16 protein-coding genes are annotated in these 16,260 nt (G+C 37.4%); 4 read left to right on the forward strand and 12 right to left on the reverse strand.

From position 1 onward, the window contains the following. Nucleotides 1–227: 227 nt before the first annotated feature. A complete protein-coding gene (locus LBYS11_RS18505) occupies nucleotides 228–725 on the reverse strand; it encodes a GNAT family N-acetyltransferase (RefSeq protein ID WP_054549489.1) in 498 nt (165 codons plus the stop codon). A gap of 108 nt (nucleotides 726–833) precedes the next feature. Here LBYS11_RS18505 and LBYS11_RS18510 point away from each other — a divergent pair, with 108 nt between their 5' ends. Beyond that, entirely contained in the window at nucleotides 834–1,379 is a 546-nt protein-coding gene (locus LBYS11_RS18510) for a DinB family protein (protein WP_103118748.1), read from the forward strand. A gap of 34 nt (nucleotides 1,380–1,413) precedes the next feature. On the opposite strand, the gene LBYS11_RS18515 is transcribed toward LBYS11_RS18510, so the two are convergent. Beyond that, a complete protein-coding gene (locus LBYS11_RS18515) occupies nucleotides 1,414–2,262 on the reverse strand; it encodes a pyridoxamine kinase (RefSeq protein ID WP_103118749.1) in 849 nt (282 codons plus the stop codon). A 178-nt stretch (nucleotides 2,263–2,440) separates the two neighbouring features. Between LBYS11_RS18515 and LBYS11_RS18520 the strand changes: the two genes are divergently transcribed. Further along, entirely contained in the window at nucleotides 2,441–2,995 is a 555-nt protein-coding gene (locus tag LBYS11_RS18520; protein WP_103118750.1) for an ECF transporter S component, read from the forward strand. Between the two features lie 132 nt (nucleotides 2,996–3,127). Further along, nucleotides 3,128–3,568: a cell wall hydrolase gene (locus tag LBYS11_RS18525; RefSeq protein ID WP_004228176.1), complete on the forward strand. Its 441-nt coding sequence runs from the start codon at nucleotides 3,128–3,130 to the stop codon at nucleotides 3,566–3,568. Between the two features lie 153 nt (nucleotides 3,569–3,721). Here the strand turns inward: LBYS11_RS18525 and LBYS11_RS18530 are convergent, their stop codons facing one another. The 3 genes from LBYS11_RS18530 to LBYS11_RS18540 form a co-directional block, all read right to left on the reverse strand. Continuing rightward, a complete protein-coding gene (locus LBYS11_RS18530; RefSeq protein WP_103118751.1) occupies nucleotides 3,722–5,944 on the reverse strand; it encodes a 5'-nucleotidase C-terminal domain-containing protein in 2,223 nt (740 codons plus the stop codon). 200 nt (nucleotides 5,945–6,144) lie between these two features. Continuing rightward, a complete protein-coding gene (locus LBYS11_RS18535; RefSeq protein WP_103118752.1) occupies nucleotides 6,145–7,431 on the reverse strand; it encodes an MFS transporter in 1,287 nt (428 codons plus the stop codon). Between the two features lie 134 nt (nucleotides 7,432–7,565). Then, nucleotides 7,566–9,026 carry an amidase gene (locus tag LBYS11_RS18540; RefSeq protein WP_103118753.1) on the reverse strand — a complete coding sequence of 487 codons (1,461 nt, stop codon included), beginning with the start codon at nucleotides 9,024–9,026 and terminating at the stop codon, nucleotides 7,566–7,568. A gap of 130 nt (nucleotides 9,027–9,156) precedes the next feature. On the opposite strand from LBYS11_RS18540, the gene LBYS11_RS18545 reads away from it, so the two are divergent. Further along, entirely contained in the window at nucleotides 9,157–9,888 is a 732-nt protein-coding gene (locus LBYS11_RS18545) for a response regulator transcription factor (protein WP_103118754.1), read from the forward strand. A 164-nt stretch (nucleotides 9,889–10,052) separates the two neighbouring features. On the opposite strand, the gene LBYS11_RS18550 is transcribed toward LBYS11_RS18545, so the two are convergent. The 7 genes from LBYS11_RS18550 to LBYS11_RS18575 form a co-directional block, all read right to left on the reverse strand. Next, the gene (locus LBYS11_RS18550) at nucleotides 10,053–10,949 is read right to left on the reverse strand and encodes a hydroxymethylglutaryl-CoA lyase (protein ID WP_066037149.1); all 897 of its coding nucleotides are present in this window, start codon (nucleotides 10,947–10,949) and stop codon (nucleotides 10,053–10,055) included. Nucleotides 10,950–10,968: 19 nt separating this feature from the next. Further along, nucleotides 10,969–11,793 carry a tripartite tricarboxylate transporter permease gene (locus tag LBYS11_RS18555; protein ID WP_369823933.1) on the reverse strand — a complete coding sequence of 275 codons (825 nt, stop codon included), beginning with the start codon at nucleotides 11,791–11,793 and terminating at the stop codon, nucleotides 10,969–10,971. 92 nt (nucleotides 11,794–11,885) lie between these two features. After that, the gene (locus tag LBYS11_RS24020) at nucleotides 11,886–12,323 is read right to left on the reverse strand and encodes a tripartite tricarboxylate transporter permease (protein ID WP_255409627.1); all 438 of its coding nucleotides are present in this window, start codon (nucleotides 12,321–12,323) and stop codon (nucleotides 11,886–11,888) included. Next, nucleotides 12,320–12,760 (reverse strand): hypothetical protein, encoded by a 441-nt coding sequence (locus LBYS11_RS18560; RefSeq protein WP_048394316.1) that lies wholly within the window; start codon nucleotides 12,758–12,760, stop codon nucleotides 12,320–12,322. The genes LBYS11_RS24020 and LBYS11_RS18560 overlap by 4 nt, the downstream gene beginning before the upstream one ends. Before the next feature lie 3 nt (nucleotides 12,761–12,763). After that, nucleotides 12,764–14,020 carry a hydroxymethylglutaryl-CoA reductase, degradative gene (locus LBYS11_RS18565; RefSeq protein ID WP_036078712.1) on the reverse strand — a complete coding sequence of 419 codons (1,257 nt, stop codon included), beginning with the start codon at nucleotides 14,018–14,020 and terminating at the stop codon, nucleotides 12,764–12,766. A 138-nt stretch (nucleotides 14,021–14,158) separates the two neighbouring features. After that, on the reverse strand, nucleotides 14,159–14,707 hold the full coding sequence (locus tag LBYS11_RS18570; RefSeq protein ID WP_066037146.1) for a helix-turn-helix domain-containing protein: 549 nt from the start codon (nucleotides 14,705–14,707) through the stop codon (nucleotides 14,159–14,161). A gap of 429 nt (nucleotides 14,708–15,136) precedes the next feature. After that, nucleotides 15,137–16,159: a trypsin-like serine peptidase gene (locus LBYS11_RS18575; protein WP_158651969.1), complete on the reverse strand. Its 1,023-nt coding sequence runs from the start codon at nucleotides 16,157–16,159 to the stop codon at nucleotides 15,137–15,139. Nucleotides 16,160–16,260 lie beyond the last annotated feature (101 nt).

Genomic DNA, 16,260 nt, shown 5'->3' on the forward strand with positions numbered 1-16,260 from the left:
AATACTTGGGGAATCTTGGATTTTGGCTGGCACTCCCATTATCGGTCCTTACTATCTTGCTAAGTCTATGGTTACTTATAAAAAAGTGGGCATTGTTAGCTCTTTACTTATTCTTTTTATTACGGGGATTCTTTTATTCCTTGCTTTAATTTCATTGTTCCATTGTTACTCATTCTAATAAATTGAAGCCTTTGAAGATGGAAGTCTTCAAAGGCTTTTTAGCAATTTTAGAAATACAGCACCATATAATCCTCATCATAATATTGCTGCCCTATTTTTAAGGCGTTTCGTTCTGTTCCAAAAACGTGAAAACCTAACGATTTGTATAATCCTTTTGCTGATTCATTGGAAGAAACAACTGTTAAATTAATTTGCTCGACGTCTACTAGTGTCTTTGCTTGATTGATGATCTCTATCATTAGTTGTTTTCCTATGCCCAATCCCCGTTTTTTTGAAGAAACATAAACGGCAAAAATACTCGCTTTATGCTTTAGCTTCATTTTATTTGCTTGCACCAATGTCGCCACACCGAGTAAATCCTCCTGGTCAAATGCCCCAAACGTAAATGTTCCCTGTCCTTCGAGCCTACTTGCAAACGACTCAATTGACAAATCCTTTTCTTCCTCGAAGCTAGCGCCAAAAGCTTCTGGATTTGTTTGCAATCCCTCTAATCTTAAATCTCTATATACCTCAGCATCTGCAGCTGTTAATTGTCTAATTTCCATGCCTTTTCCTCCTATCATACTTTTCCTATTTATCGGCCATAACGATTGGCATTTGATGTACTTTTCCAACAGTAATCCTTAAAATGGAAATAAGGGAGCTGAAAATCTATGGAATCTACTAATATGTCAAAACACTTTCTTACATTACAGGCACAACGAGCACACTACCTACCAGCTATTCATTCACTTTCACAGGAAGAACTATGGCGTGTAACACGCGAGGGAAAATGGTCCATTGGCGAACACTTTTATCACCTTTATTTGATTCTCAAAATGCTCCACACAGCAACCAAATATTCTTTATTCCTTACGCCTATCGCTAAAATGCGAAGAAACAAGCCATTCTCTACTGAAATACATGATATTTATGAAGAATATCAATCCAAAAAAGGACATGGAATGCGAGCACCAGGTATTTTAGTTCCACCTAAGAAAATACGCTTTGTATTAAACAGTTATGATATCGACCAATTACTTATCAACGAGACACTTGCTTTGCAAAAGTTAGTACAAAATATAGACGAGGATGTTGCAGGGCATATTGTTTTTCCTGATCCCATTGCGCATTATCCTAATCTCATTCAAGCTATTCAGTTGTTGGCTATTCATGAGAGACATCACTATGAGATTGCTGTTAAAAGAAAAGTGACCTAAAATGATGCTAACATTTTAGGTCACTCTATAGTTTCTAAAGCAGCATACGTAAAAACTTTTCAAAATGCACGCCTGCCTCACGAGGTACTTGCTCCTTCGAAGTAGCTTCAATTGCAGCGGCTAAAAATGTTTCTGCCATTGTCATTGATTCCATTAAATCTTGTCCGCGCATCATGCCGCCCATTATGATGGATGCGAAGAGGTCGCCTGTGCCTGAATAGCTCTCACCATTATAGTTGCGGATATTATGAAAAGACCGCTCAGAATCGACAAACATATTGCCAACATAACGCTTGTCCGTATCACCTACTGGTGGATTCAAACCCGTAATAATGACATTTGCTCCAGTTGCTTGCTGTAACTGCTGACCTGCCTCTTTAAGGGCATGAATATAATCATTATCATTTTGATAGCTCAATAGCCTTTCATAGGATAAACCTGTAAGCAAGCAGCATTCCGTAACATTTGGCGTAATAATATCAGCACACTTTACTAACGCTTTCATACGATCAAGCAATTCACCAGTAAACATCTTATAGACCTCACCATGATCGCCCATTACTGGATCGACAAGCAATGTCGTCTTATTTGAGTGAAACACGTCTAAAAAGCGAAATATATTATCGATTTGCTCCTTACCTGTAACAAAGCCTGTATGAATACCATCAAAGGTAGCTTCAAGCTTACTCCACTCGTCTATAAAAGAGTCCATCTTTGACGTTAAATCTTCACAATAAAAGCTTGAATATCCTGTTTGTGCCGTTAAAATAGCTGTTGGTAGTGGGACTGCTTGCACACCCATCACAGAGAGTACAGGCATCGCAGCCGTCAATGAGCACTTTCCAAAGGACGACATATCTTGAATTACAGCAACTTTTTTCATCATACATTCCACCTAACTCATCCTGCTTTTACTCTCCCCATCGTATCACAATTAGAAAGATGCGAAAATAACCTCAAACTGACCCTTAACTTTTTTATGAAATTGACACTTTTACAATAGTCAGTCCTTTGTTAAAGTAAAAATCATCAAAATATTCATCATAGTGAGGAAGAGACAAATGCAAAATATACAAAGGCCAACATCCTATACAAAATCACGCACAAAAACATTTGATTTAGTCATTACAGCGATTTTAGCAGCACTTGTTTTCGTTGCTACAATGTTTATCAATCTTAAGCTACCGATTGGGCAAGGGGGCCTTATCCACTTAGGAACATCTATGCTGTTTATCTCTGCTATTCTATTCGGGCCTAAAAAAGGAGCACTTGCTGGAGCTATTGGAATGGGTTTATTCGATATCGTAGGTGGCTGGTTAATTTGGGCACCCACAACCATTATTTCACGCGCATTACAAGGCTTCATTGTCGGTAAAATTGCTTGGTCAAAAGGACATAAAGGTGATAATCTTGGGCTGAATATTTTAGGAGCAGTAGTATCAATGCCTGTGATGATTTCTGTTTACTATGTTGGGCAAGCCATTATGTTCAACAGCTGGATTGCCCCGCTGGCATCCATTCCTGGGGACGTCATTCAAAACATCGTAGGCTTAGTTATCGCCATCCCAGTATGTGTTGTACTGAAAAAAACGCCATACTTCAAAAATAATTTTTAATGAAAAAACACCATCTTGCTGTTGAACAGTAAAGATGGTGTTTTTTATGGAGTGATATTCAAAAACAACGAATTTCAAGATAAAGTGAAACTAGCCTTGTTCTTTTTCATACTATAAGGTGGAGGTGGAAAAATGCCAAGAGTAAAATACCGTGATGCAGACGTTGCTTTAATGGCAAGGATGATGAGAGCAGAAGCAGAGGGTGAAGGTCAACAAGGTATGCTTTACGTGGGCAATGTCATTGTGAATCGTGCAGTGGCGTCCTGTTTAGACTTCAATGATGTAAGAACGATTGAGCAGGTTATTTACCAGGTACAAGGCGGAAACTATTCTTTCGAAGCTGTTCAAAAAGGCAATATGTTTTACCAACGAGCAAGAGAAACGGAAAAAAGATTAGCGAAACAAAACTTAGATTTCTGGCGAGAACATCCAGCAAAATACGCACTCTGGTACTTCAATCCATATGCACCATGTCCCCCAACATGGTATGGTCAGCCGTTTACAGGACAATTTAAGAATCATTGCTTTTATGAACCTGCTCCAGATACTTGTGCTAGTGTATATATGGGATAAGGTTTTTTGACTTTTAATAACCTACATTCACAAGTTTAATAACGCTCTACTACAATGACAAAGCCCAACGTGTTAATTGACTAAAAATCGCCGTATGTAAAGAGGCTGAAGGAATAGATGCAAATCTAGTTTCCTTCAGCCTTATGCTAGCTCTTATTTTTTAATCGTTACATATTTGCTATAAACATACCCCGATTTATTATTATAAGATATCTTATACCAGCCTTGTATTTCCTCTAAAATTGTAATTTCGGTATTCTTTGAAATTGTCCCATATACTTTTCCTGAGTTCGATGGCTTTGAACGAACATTTAAGTGATAAGCCGTAACAATCCCTTTAAGTGATTCTGACTGAGTAATAGTTGGCTTCGATTTGTCTGGTGTTGTCTTACTTGGATTCACCGGTTTTTCTACTGGCTCATCTTTAGGTTTATTCAATGCTTTTACCAGCTTTTGATAAAATTCACCTGACGTTTTTACCCCAGTAAATTGGCTAGCATCTACTTTTGCTTTTGTTGCTAGCATTTTTATTTCTTCTTCTGTAATCAAAGCTTTGATATTAATAGATGCTATATTTGTATATTTACCATCTTCCGTTGTAGGAATGGCTAAAATATCTTTATTGATTAATTCAACAACAGCAGCACGTGCTGGCGATTTCATATCGACACCAACGATTTTCCAGTTATGCTGGATCACTGGCTCATACACGCCGTTCATCTCTTCTTTTAGATATCGAATGGCTAGATTACGGATTGTACCGCCTGTTTCTCCATAGGCACTTTCTTCTTTAGAGGACCAAATCATATTAAACTTACGCCCTTCAAGTGCCTGACCTTTTGATACAAGAAAATCCATACGATAAGAGTTCATACCAAGCTTTAAATTGTCTTCTAGCTTAATTGGGGTACCATCTAATTTTCGTAGATTTTTTATTCTGTTACCTGGCTGCTCAGTTAAATCGATGTCATATTTTACATTTCCGAAATAATCATTCGTACTATATTTAGAGGAACGACGCGTTTTATCAAAACTAATCGTCACATCTCCATCACGTGTGCTATTAAAATAGCCAACTGCCCATTCCATATAATCTTTTAAATCTTTGCCCGTTACTTCATAAACTGATACTTCTCCACCAGCAAATTGATAATTATAGGCGATATCCTTTTTCTTAATAGGACCTACATCCAATGAAGCTTTGTCATTATCAATCTGATGTGCTACCACATCTGCCTTACTATAATGTAGCATGACCTCATGGAAAAAATCTGATAAAGGTGTTTCTTGGATGTGTACAGCTGGTATACCCTTAATTTCATTTTTGGGAACAAGATTTGTTCCTTTAAGCTGTGCTACTTCGATATTAGCATCTTCACGTGCATAATCATGGTATGGCTTCAACGTTTTTTCTAGGTCTTTATCCGATTCAACAAAGGTCCCGTCTTCATTCTTTACAGGAATAGTTGAAGCATCTTTTTCTTTAAGCAACAATTTCTCGCCTTGGCGAGTAAATATTAAATCAATTCGTGAAATATGTGTTCCATATTTATTAGGCTCTGTTATAAAAACACCGTTCACTTCTTCTTTATTTATCAGTACATGATTGTGTCCTGCAAAAATAGCAGCTAGTTCTGGTACGGCATTAGCCATTTCCTTCACACCCGTTCCTGGAACACCATTTTCATTTTCCAATCCCATATGCATAAGGCCAATCATGACATCTACTTTACCCTCTAATTCCTTAACTGCCTTTTTAGTCTCTTCTATAGGGTTTTTGACAACTAAACCATCAAGATGATTTGTCCCCTTCTCATACTCTGTAATCAAAGGTGTTACCATGCCAATAACCCCGATTTTAACCCCTTCACGCTCAATAATTGTATATGCAGGTAAATAGCGTTCGCCATTTTCTTTATAAACGTTCCCAGCAAGTCTTGCTCCATTAAATTGACTGGAAACTTTATCCAATACATCCAAACCAAAATTAAACTCGTGATTACCATATGTCCAAGCTTCATAGCCCATTTCATTAACAGCCACCATCATTGGTGACTGCGGCTGGTCATTAAACAATTCTGCAGAATTATCCTGTATTAAATCTCCATTTTCCAATAGGATGGTATTCGGATGATCTTTACGGATATCTTTAATAATTGTATATAATTGCGTTAAACTTCCTGTGAGATTAGGTCCATCCACTGCGTAATCCCAAGGCATAGAGCGGCCATGAATATCTGACGTAGCCAGGAGTGTAATATGAATATCTTTCTCTTTCTCTTGTGCATTGACAGGCGTTTGTGTAAAGACAATTCCTGTTGCCAGAATCAATACAGCAATACTTAGTATTGTTATAACTTGTTTCAATTGATTCATTTCCTAGTTTTCTCCCTTTTTATTCTGAATTTTAAGATTCCTAATCAGTGTAGCATTTATGGAGATGTCTAACCAGGTAAAATCTATCATAAAAGTAATATAATTTCATAAATTTAACAAATATTAGCGTGATTAAAGAGGAAAAAGCAATAGAAAATTGATATTCAACAAAAGTTTCAAACCCGTCCAATATCCCTATTTTAATAGGATTTATTTGATTCATTTGGATATGCTAGAGCCACTCTCACACGTTTTTCCTTTAATAACAGGACTCCCATCAAACCAATGAAGGAGAATATAACAGGCGAAATGAAGCCATAGTAGTACCCATCCCTTACATTGCCTGTGGCAGCTTGAAAGTAATCTAAAATAAACCCAAAAATAATGGGCAGCAATGCGGCACTTAGAAAGCCCCCTGTATTGGCAAATCCAGAAACAATGCCTGATTCAGCTAAAGGAAAAGTTTGACGAACTGCCGCAAAGGTTAAAGCACTTGCACCATAGCCAAAGCCGATGATAAAGAACAGGACAATGAGCATGAAAATGGACGGATGCCCTTTCAATAAAAGAAAGGCAAACCAACTCGTTAAAACCGCAATATGCACTACAATATAGGGTCTCTTAATCGTACCTAACCAGCCAGCAATCCAGCTCATTAAAGGTGCTCCTATAAGCGCTCCGACTAGGCCAATCATAATTAACTGACTAGCCTCTGACCGTGACATCTCATACATATTGATCCCATATGGTACTGCCCACGAGCTAATAAAGCCAACATACCCGCCCACAACGCCAAAATGACAAAAAAATAAAGCCCATGCTTGCCTGCTTGAAAATATTCTTCGTAATAATTTGGAGCTTTTTTCACGTTTTAGTTCTTTAGTTATGCTTACAGGTTCCTTTGAAAAAATGCGTTTTGTGTTTTGTACGAGCACAAAATAAAGAAGTACACCACATAAGCATAGTAAAAGTCCTGTAGAGAAAAAGGTGATTCGCCAACCTAATAAAAGAATCAATGTAGCAAAAGGCACTGTTGCCAATAAAAAGCCTAAGCTCCCTGTCATACCTGCAAAGCCAATTAATCGGACAAACTCCTTTTTATGAAACCATTGTGCCAAAATAAGCACCATATTCACCCATATGGTGGCATCTCCTACACCAGTAAGCATTCTAGAAAAGAATAGAATGAATTCATGTGTACCTAGACTGTAAAGAATGGTTCCTATACCTGTAAGGATGGCACCAATGATGAGGAAAAGGTTTGGCCCAAATCGGTCAGCTAAAATCCCCATCGGAATTTGCAAACTCGTGTACACAAAAAATTGAATACTCGTCAATAAGCCAATTGTCGAAGCCGTTACCCCAAAATCCTCCATCAATTGATCTGTAATTAATCCTGGAGCAGTTCGCTGACTTGCCATTAACAAATAGGTAAACAATACAGCAACAAACACAATCCATCTGTACTTATGTTGTTGTTTGTCCAATAATCACTACTCCTATTAGCTTTTAAGTTATGTATATGAGTTCGAGGCCAGGATAAAACCTGCTTTTGAGGAAGCTTTAAAATTACGACAGAAAGAAAACGCACCCAGTCTACACTAAGTGCGTTCATGCTATATTATACCGCTGGCTGAGGCTGTTCACTGACATGTACTGCCGGTTGACGGTCTTTCCAAGGCATTGCTTCCTCTAGCTGTCTACCTAGCTGTAATAACGTCAATTCATCTGCAAATTTACCTGTCATTTGTAGACCAATTGGTAGGCCTGATTTACTTTCGGCTAAAGGCAATGATATAGAGGGCTGACCTGTAGCATTGAATAAATTTGTAAACGGTGCATACGTGAAAATTTGCTCTGTCCATTCAACAGCTGAAATGTTAGGATTGTTGGCATTTAATTCACCAATTTTAGCAGGAAGTGTGCCAATAGTTGGACTCAATAAAATATCATAATCTTCAAAGAAGCCTGCAACTTGACGTGAAACGACTGCATTTGTATGAATAGCTTCCAATAAATCAGCCGCCTTTAATTGACCACCGTATTCATAGCATTTCCAAATGGCCGCTTCAATATAGTCTGGAGAAACTGCTTTACCAGTTCCCGCTGCAGCCCCCTGAATCATGTGATAAATATTCGCTGTCCAAATAGCAACCGTCGCCTTTGTAAATGATGCTTGTTCATATTTCGGACGCGCTTCTACTACCTCGTGTCCTAGCTCCTTTAAAACTTGAACTGTTTTATGAACTGCTTCTATACATTCCGGATCGACAAATGCCCCAGAATTTGTTTCAGTTGTCCAAGCAATTTTTAGTGGGCGCACTGTTTCCTGGATAAGTTGTCCATACGGTGCATGTGTTACTTCTAATTTGGAATAGCTCCCTAAGTCCGGGCCTGCTACTTGATCCAATAAAACAGCTGTATCACGAATTGTACGCGTCACAGCGAACTCAATGGCAATACCATTTAAAGGCTCGCTATTGAATGGACCAGCTGGAACTCTTCCCCGTGTTGGCTTTAATCCCACTAACCCACTACAGGAAGCGGGGATACGAATAGAACCTCCGCCATCATTAGCATGAGCGATTGGCACTATACCACTTGCCACAGCGGCTGCTGACCCTCCACTCGAACCGCCTGGACTATGAGTTAAATTCCACGGATTGCGCGTTGCACCATAAATAACTGCTTCAGTCGCTGCATTATAGCCAAACTCTGGTGTTGTCGTAGTACCAGCTAAAATCAGGCCAGCCTTTCTAAAGCGCGCCATTAATTCACTATCGACTGGTATAACCGTATTTTCTCCAATACGACTCCCCATACTATGCGAAACACCCTCTGCATGTAGCACAAGCTCTTTAATTAAAAACGGAACACCTGCAAACGGCGCATTTTCATCAACCTTCTCAATTGCTTTGTCAGCCTGCTCTTCTAACACACTAACAACTGCATTAATGGATGGATTGACTTTTTTTATTCCTTCTAACGCTAGCTCCTTTAACTCCTGTGGTGTTACCTCCTTCGATTTTACTAGCTCTGCCAACCCAATACCGTCATAGGATGCATACTCTTGTAAATTCATATCATCACCTCGTATAGTAGTAATCTTGCAACTATAATGTACTGAATATTCTAAATTTAAGATACTACCCGAAAGGATAATTCTGTTTTAAGTAGAATATAAATGCATAATAGAGAAATGAGGTGTTTTCATGTTTTTAGAAAATGATTTAGAAAACATTCTTAAAGCAAGCTATCATATTTCAAATATGAATGTGAAACAAAGCAATGAATGTTTTAAACATGAACTATTGCAAACAATTAGTCAGCATCTCGGATATCACCATATGTTATTTTGGGAAATAGCAAATAATGAGCTAACCGCCCCTGTGCTTTTTAATATAGAGAGTCACACGATTAATGACTATTTACAAAGATATAAAAACTTTGATCCATTGCACCCCCAAAATATAAATACACAGCCTTCCATTCAGCTAATGAGTAGGAATGAAGTTATGTGCCTGCAAAAACAAACCCACTATAAAGAAGTTTTTTTGAAAGAAAATCGCTATGAAGATGAAATGGCCATGTATTTAAGAATAGACAATAAGCTCGTAGCAGTTATTGGTTTTTTAAGGAAAACCGGAGAGAAGCTATTTAATGAAAAAGATATTTTAAAGTTAGTGTATTTGAAAAGAAATATCGAAAACATGTATTCCTTACATCACTTTTCACAGCCCTCCATCGTGTTGGAAATGACAGATCGAGAACGAGAAGTTTTAAAGTTTGTATTCAAAGGCTTGAAAAACATAGATATCGCCCAGCAATTATTCGTCAGTGAAAATACAATTAAAAAACATCTTCAAAATCTATATAGAAAATTTCAAGTAACCAATCGTACTCAACTGCTGGCAAAGTGTTTGAAGTATAGTGATCATGTTTAGTAAGGTCATCTATTGAATTCAAAGGTAGTATGATTAATTTGCTGATTAATTGGCATAAAACTATTTTTCCTCAGTAAAAAAATGCCCCACCAATTGGTAGAGTGTGTCTAACAATTGGTGGGGCAGTTCTCATTTTAATTCTAACTATAGAGGTGCTCTTTTACTTAATTACTTTGCACTTTATACACTTTACTATCAAGCTGTCTATTTATTGCCTGCTGTAAAAATCGTGTGGCGGTAAATAGTTTTTCTTCATCAATATTCGTTTGGACGCCTAAACGATGCAGGAAATTTACTAAATCATTTGTTGATACATTGCCGCTTGCACCAGGGGCATAGGGGCATCCCCCTAAACCTCCAATAGCACTGTCGTATTTTGTAATCCCCAGCTCAAGTGCTGCAAATATATTGGCTAAAGCACGGCCATACGTATCATGAAAATGAAGGGCAAACAAATCACGATCGTATTGAGTGAGTAGCTCTGATAAAATAGCCTTTACTTGTACAGGATCCGCTACCCCAATTGTATCACCGAGTGAAATTTCAGAAACGCCCATTGCAAGATAGGCATCAATGATATCCTTCACTGTTTGAAGCTTTACTTCATCACCAAACGGACTGCCAAATACAGTTGAAATATAGCCTCTTAACGATATACCTTCACGATTTGCTACTTCAGCTACAGCTTTTAAGTTCTGTAAAGATTGGTTAATTGAAGCGTTTACATTACTTTGATTATGCTCCTCAGAGGCAGAAATAAATAAAGCAATTTCATCAACCTTGTGTTGAATGGCTCCTTCTATCCCTTTCAAATTAGGCACAAGAGCTGCATACGTTATTTTTTCATCACGTGCGATTTGCTCAAACACTTCATGATGATCGGCTAAAGCTGGTATCCACTTTGGACTAACAAAAGAGGATACCTCGATATGACGGACACCTGTTTCACTTATTAAATTAATCCATTGCACTTTCAAATCAGTTGGAATAAAAATTTTCTCATTTTGTAAGCCGTCACGAGGACCAACTTCTCTTATTTCCACTTGTTTTGGTAAAGTCATAAAGATACACTTCCTTTAATTAAATGCCGAACAGCTGTAGCATAATCCAGCTTGATGCGTAGAATACCATGAATTGCACACCAGCCCCCACACCTAAAATACGATTCAATAATCCACCAACAGTTGCAACTGTAAATGTTAACACTACTCCTAGCAATTGTGCCTCGTTATAGGCAAGCAAAAATGCTAATCCGATAAACATCGCTACGATTGCTTCCTGGCTAATATATTTCAATACTAATACAGATGCTTTACGTGCATAATTCATCGCAAATGGATAAGCAATTAAAGCGGCTACACTAATACCGATTAACCCAAAAATGAAAAAGTCCCATGAAGACATTAGCGTGTGTAAGTTGTTAACTGGATCTACTGTAAAAATCGGTGGTGCATTAAATAAAGGTGATGCTGGTCCAAGTGCTACTGGGCTTAACGGAATACCGAATGCAATTAATGGAATAATCGCTTCAGCTATATATGTCGATTCCGTTACACCATTCATAACAGTAAGACTCGTTGTTGATTTTTTATAGGCACCTTTTGTACGAGAGCCTACAATTTCTCCCATCAATGACGTCATCCCAACAGGACTGAAGACAAATGTAAGGGAGGAAAGAAACGTTGTAATACTCGTAAAAATGGTCTGCCTTTTCGATAAAATTTTAAATGGATTCGGGAAATAGCCTTTCCATGATTTCGTTTCGGTAGCAAGATTATATTGATTTGGCTTACTGCGTGCTAGATCATTTTTAGCAACAGAAGAAGCCGCCATTAAAATATTACAAAACATCGGTCCAATCGCAATTCCTAAAAAGAATGTAATACTTAAATGTTTATCCAGCATCGCGAAGCTAACGCTATCTAAAGCTTTAATGAAAAATGCAAATGGAATAATGATTAAAATACTTGCCCATTTTCCTTTTGAAAAGAATGCGATTAAAATTGCGGCAAGTGTAAAAATGATGCCTGATGAAGATTTAAAAAGTCGGCAAATTGACCTAAAAACTGACCTAACAATACAGCGGTTGGTAGGGCGATAAATGCACCGATAACACCGCCAGAAATCATTTTACGTAGTGCAACGTGCGGCATGCCTAAACGGCGTAATGTATTGGCATGATCGATTAACGGTACAGCCGTTGTATCCCCTGGAATGCCTAATAACGCAGTTGGGACAGCATGTGTTAAATGCTTAGCTAACACGCCCGCCATGAAAAAGGCGAATACCCCTTCAGGAGGCGCTCCCAGCAAAATAACTAACAATGTAATTGGTACCATAATTGCTGTTTCATCTGTACCTGAAATAAGTCCAATTATAGTAAAGATTGCTGCACCAAGAAGTGCAAATAAAAGAGCTATTAAATAAATACTCATTTTTTATCCGCTCCTTTCAAGCCTTGTAAGCTAGAAAGAATGCCAAAATCCTCAAGCTCTTTTTTTGTCACCGGATCTTCCTCGATTAAGCGTATTTCCTCGTCTATATCAATTTGTAAATCCTCAAATGCTTCCTTTAAAGAATGACTAGATGCTTCATCTTCTACTAAAATACGCTTTGGTTTAAAAAGAATCGTATTAATAGCAACAACAATCAGAATACCCGTGATTCCTGTTAACAGTGAATAAGAGTTAATCATCTGAGGGTCTGCAAACTTCGGAAAAACCCACTGACCAAACTGATAGCCTAAAAAGCTTGCGGCAACGCTTAAAATAATTGAAATAATTAACTGATTGCCAGAAACCGTGTCTCCTAAAATTTCAATAAACTTCTTTTCCTCTACATTTTTTTGCTCATTGTATGGAGTATTCGCCATGTATTATTCACCTCGCAGAGAGTTTGTAATCTCTAAAACACGATCATAACGGAAATCCTTCTCTTCTACCGCCTGCTGCACAACACGATCAATAATATCGCCTGTTGCCCCAGCCATTACAGCCAAGTTTTTCGCATGCAGACGCATATGACCAGATTGAATACCCTCTGCTGAAAGTGCGCGTAAGCTTGCTAGATTTTCTACTAATCCTACTGCGGCAATGTAGCTAGCTAGCTCCTCTGCAGATTGCACATCCATAATTTTTAGCGCTGCTTTTGCAACAGGATGAGTCTTCGTAGCCCCTCCCACAATACCAACAGCTAATGGCAATTCCAACGTCCCAACAAGATTGCCTGCTTTATTCAGCTCCCACGTTGTTAAAGAACGGTATCTACCAGAACGAGCAGCATAGGCATGAGCACCAGCCTCAACAGCACGTGTATCATTACCCGATGCTAATACTGCAGCAGTAATACCATTCATAACCCCTTTATTATGTGTGGCAGCCCGATACGGATCAGCATCTGCAAATTCGTAAGCACTTACAATATTTTTCGCAATCTCTATCCCCCCGAGCATTTCTGTCGAGAATTCACCACGCGCACGAACAATACGCTTATCTGCTAAATTTGAAATAATCCGTAGCACAACTCGTCCATTTGTAATACGTTCGATTAATGGTGACACAGATTCCGCCATCGTATTGACTGCGTTTGCCCCCATTGCATCCTTCGTATCTACGATTAAATGAACGACAACCATTGTTTCTTTTGCTGTGTCGATTAAGTGCACTTCTATATCCTTCACTCCGCCGCCTAACTTGACTAATGTTGGATCCTTTTCATTACAATGCTCGATGATCTCATTTTTGTGTTCAAAAATTTTCGCCCTTGCTGCATGAGGGTCCTCAATATTTAATACCTGAATCTGTCCGCGCATAACTGTTCCCGAGCTGGAAGTAAAAATACCCCCTAACTCATATGCTGCACGGGCAGCATTACTAGCCGCAGCAATTACTGACGGCTCTTCAGTAGCCATCGGAATAAATACCTCTTTGCCATTCACCTTAAAGTTGGCCGCTACCCCTAGAGGCACTGAAATATGTCCAATAACATTTTCAACCATTGCATCTGCAAGCTCTAATGAAATTCCACTTTTTAAAGCTTCAACTTCCTCTTTGGTTAAATTTGATTTTTCAGCGATTAACTTAATTCGCTCTTCTACTGAAAGTAAATAAAATCCCTTAATACGTGAAGTCATCCCCATACCCCCAAAATTAAAAAAAGTGTAATATAATTCAACTTTGTTGAATAACATTACACCAATTGTAAATTGTCTGAATAGTATTGTAAACAAGAAATTTGTATTTTCGATAATATTTACGTTTAAAAGAAAGATTTAATCCTCAACATAAATCGTTAATACCTTTGAGTTTTCTGCAGAATTATTAATAAAGATATGCTCCTTTTTCCCAGAAAAATACGCAGAGTCCCCCTCTTCTAAATGGTAAAATTTATGATCGTATTTCAAGACGATACTACCAGAAATGACATAAATAAATTCATCATTATCGTGTGTATAAGGGGCTAAATTTTCCGCCCCATTATGTACAGTAACAATAGAAGGATTGATATTGCTCATATAGCTCTTATTCGCTAACAGCTCATATTGATAGCCAAGTTCATTCGTCTCAACAGTCTCATTGCGTTCTTTTTTCGAAACAATTGAAATGCCATCAAATTGATCCTGAATTACAAACCAGGCCATTGGCACATCAAATATTTCCGCAATCTTGGACAATGTCACCAGACTCGGTGTCGCTTTGCCATTTTCTATTTTTGAAATATGACTTTTCGTTAAATTAATCTGCGAAGCTAAATCATCCTGAGACATTTTATTTTTCTTCCGCATCTGCTTTATTTTTACTCCAACTTCTAGTAAGTTCATCTATTCCAGTCCCCTCGATCATTTCGGTTTTTACAATAACTATACTATATTTTTAAATGATGGATAGAAAAATACGGGAGTATATTACTCCTTCATTGTTGTCTGTGATATCAGTTTTATCACAATATGAGAGTTAAGGTGCTGATAATGGCTAATTGTCTAATATGTATTGACACCCTAATTTCAATTTCTACATAAAAAGATCAGACACTCACTTTTATATGTGTGCCTGATCTTTAGAATTTTGTCTCAGTTAGTTATTTAAAGACTATATAGAATTTAGTTTTAATCTAAGTATTAATTTACGGAATTGCTGAAACAACTTTATTTGCATTTCTACCTTTTACTTTTTATTCATGGTTGGTTAAAAGCCCTCATTTTAGACAGCTTTTTGTAAATTGACTAAGTTCTTGTTCTTGTTTGTTATTGTTACTGCAAAGCTTGAGATACAAAATTGAACATATTTGAATTCATCTTTGGACCACCATTCATAGTGTTCCCATTAACAATATATGATCCTCTATGAACACCAACAACTTGGTTGTTTGCATTTAATAATGCCGATCCCGACTGCCCAGGTGCAGTATCAATTGTATAAAAAGCTAAAGACGTATCTTCTCTTGTAACATTCCCTCTCATACCAAATTGAGAAACCACACCACCTGCTCTTATTAAATCTCCTGGATACCCAAAAATACCAACATTTTCGTTAAGAAGATTATTTACTTGTCTTATTCCAAGAAATCCTGCAACATCTCCTGCATGTCTATTATTATTTGCATTTAAAACAAGTACAGCAAAATCTTCCGAGGTTGAACCAGTTGAAATCCAATTAGAAGGGACAAAATAATCCCTAACATTATAAGAGCCAAACCATCCTGTGCTATCACTTACGCCTGGATAAACTGTAGCACTAGATATACCTCTTTGTGTTCCAGCATCGATTACACAATGTGCATTTGTTAGAACTCTGTTCCTACCAATTAAAGTACCTGTACAAGTGCCACTTGAACCATCCGCCCAATTTAATTCAATATACGTAATTGAACTAAATGGTGCTATTTGTGTATTTTCTACAATTGTTCTACCGTCCTCGCCTATTACTATATATGGAGTTATTTCATTTGTATTTTTAGATAAGTTGTCTTCAATAATAACAGGTGACGGAGTTAAATCAATAAATGATTTACTATGAAATATTAAGCTATCAATCTGAACAGGTGAAATTATTCCAGTGCCTTGAAAACTTGGTGTTTCATTAATTAATTGCAAATTATTATTTTTGAAGTCCTCATACTTAATAATTTCACCTTTCGAATTTACCATATCGTAAGGATGCGAAGAATCATTTGAATCAAATGTAAAACTTCTAAGTTGATCCTCCGCAAAGACATTCATAGGAACTAATAAAAAGATAAACATAAAGAAAAACTTTAAAGTAATTTTTTTCATTTTCATTCCTCCTAGACTGTTGTTAACTAACATTCTAATAAATAAAGGAAATAAATGAAAGTTATTATTCATAAATGGTAATTAAGTTATATTTAGTAAAT

Source organism: Lysinibacillus sp. YS11 (genome assembly GCF_002896375.1).
GTDB lineage: Bacteria > Bacillota > Bacilli > Bacillales_A > Planococcaceae > Lysinibacillus > Lysinibacillus capsici.

Excerpts from the sequence above, each read along its gene's own strand:
- LBYS11_RS18505 (WP_054549489.1), bottom strand. The coding sequence starts at position 725 with ATGGAAATTAGACAATTAACAGCTGCAGATGCTGAGGTATATAGAGAT.
- LBYS11_RS18510 (WP_103118748.1), top strand. The coding sequence starts at position 834 with ATGGAATCTACTAATATGTCAAAACACTTTCTTACATTACAGGCACAA.
- LBYS11_RS18515 (WP_103118749.1), bottom strand. The coding sequence starts at position 2,262 with ATGAAAAAAGTTGCTGTAATTCAAGATATGTCGTCCTTTGGAAAGTGC.
- LBYS11_RS18520 (WP_103118750.1), top strand. The coding sequence starts at position 2,441 with ATGCAAAATATACAAAGGCCAACATCCTATACAAAATCACGCACAAAA.
- LBYS11_RS18525 (WP_004228176.1), top strand. The coding sequence starts at position 3,128 with ATGCCAAGAGTAAAATACCGTGATGCAGACGTTGCTTTAATGGCAAGG.
- LBYS11_RS18530 (WP_103118751.1), bottom strand. The coding sequence starts at position 5,944 with ATGAATCAATTGAAACAAGTTATAACAATACTAAGTATTGCTGTATTG.
- LBYS11_RS18540 (WP_103118753.1), bottom strand. The coding sequence starts at position 9,026 with ATGAATTTACAAGAGTATGCATCCTATGACGGTATTGGGTTGGCAGAG.
- LBYS11_RS18545 (WP_103118754.1), top strand. The coding sequence starts at position 9,157 with ATGTTTTTAGAAAATGATTTAGAAAACATTCTTAAAGCAAGCTATCAT.
- LBYS11_RS18550 (WP_066037149.1), bottom strand. The coding sequence starts at position 10,949 with ATGACTTTACCAAAACAAGTGGAAATAAGAGAAGTTGGTCCTCGTGAC.
- LBYS11_RS18555 (WP_369823933.1), bottom strand. The coding sequence starts at position 11,793 with ATGCTGGATAAACATTTAAGTATTACATTCTTTTTAGGAATTGCGATT.
- LBYS11_RS24020 (WP_255409627.1), bottom strand. The coding sequence starts at position 12,323 with ATGAGTATTTATTTAATAGCTCTTTTATTTGCACTTCTTGGTGCAGCA.
- LBYS11_RS18560 (WP_048394316.1), bottom strand. The coding sequence starts at position 12,760 with ATGGCGAATACTCCATACAATGAGCAAAAAAATGTAGAGGAAAAGAAG.
- LBYS11_RS18565 (WP_036078712.1), bottom strand. The coding sequence starts at position 14,020 with ATGACTTCACGTATTAAGGGATTTTATTTACTTTCAGTAGAAGAGCGA.
- LBYS11_RS18570 (WP_066037146.1), bottom strand. The coding sequence starts at position 14,707 with ATGAACTTACTAGAAGTTGGAGTAAAAATAAAGCAGATGCGGAAGAAA.
- LBYS11_RS18575 (WP_158651969.1), bottom strand. The coding sequence starts at position 16,159 with ATGAAAAAAATTACTTTAAAGTTTTTCTTTATGTTTATCTTTTTATTA.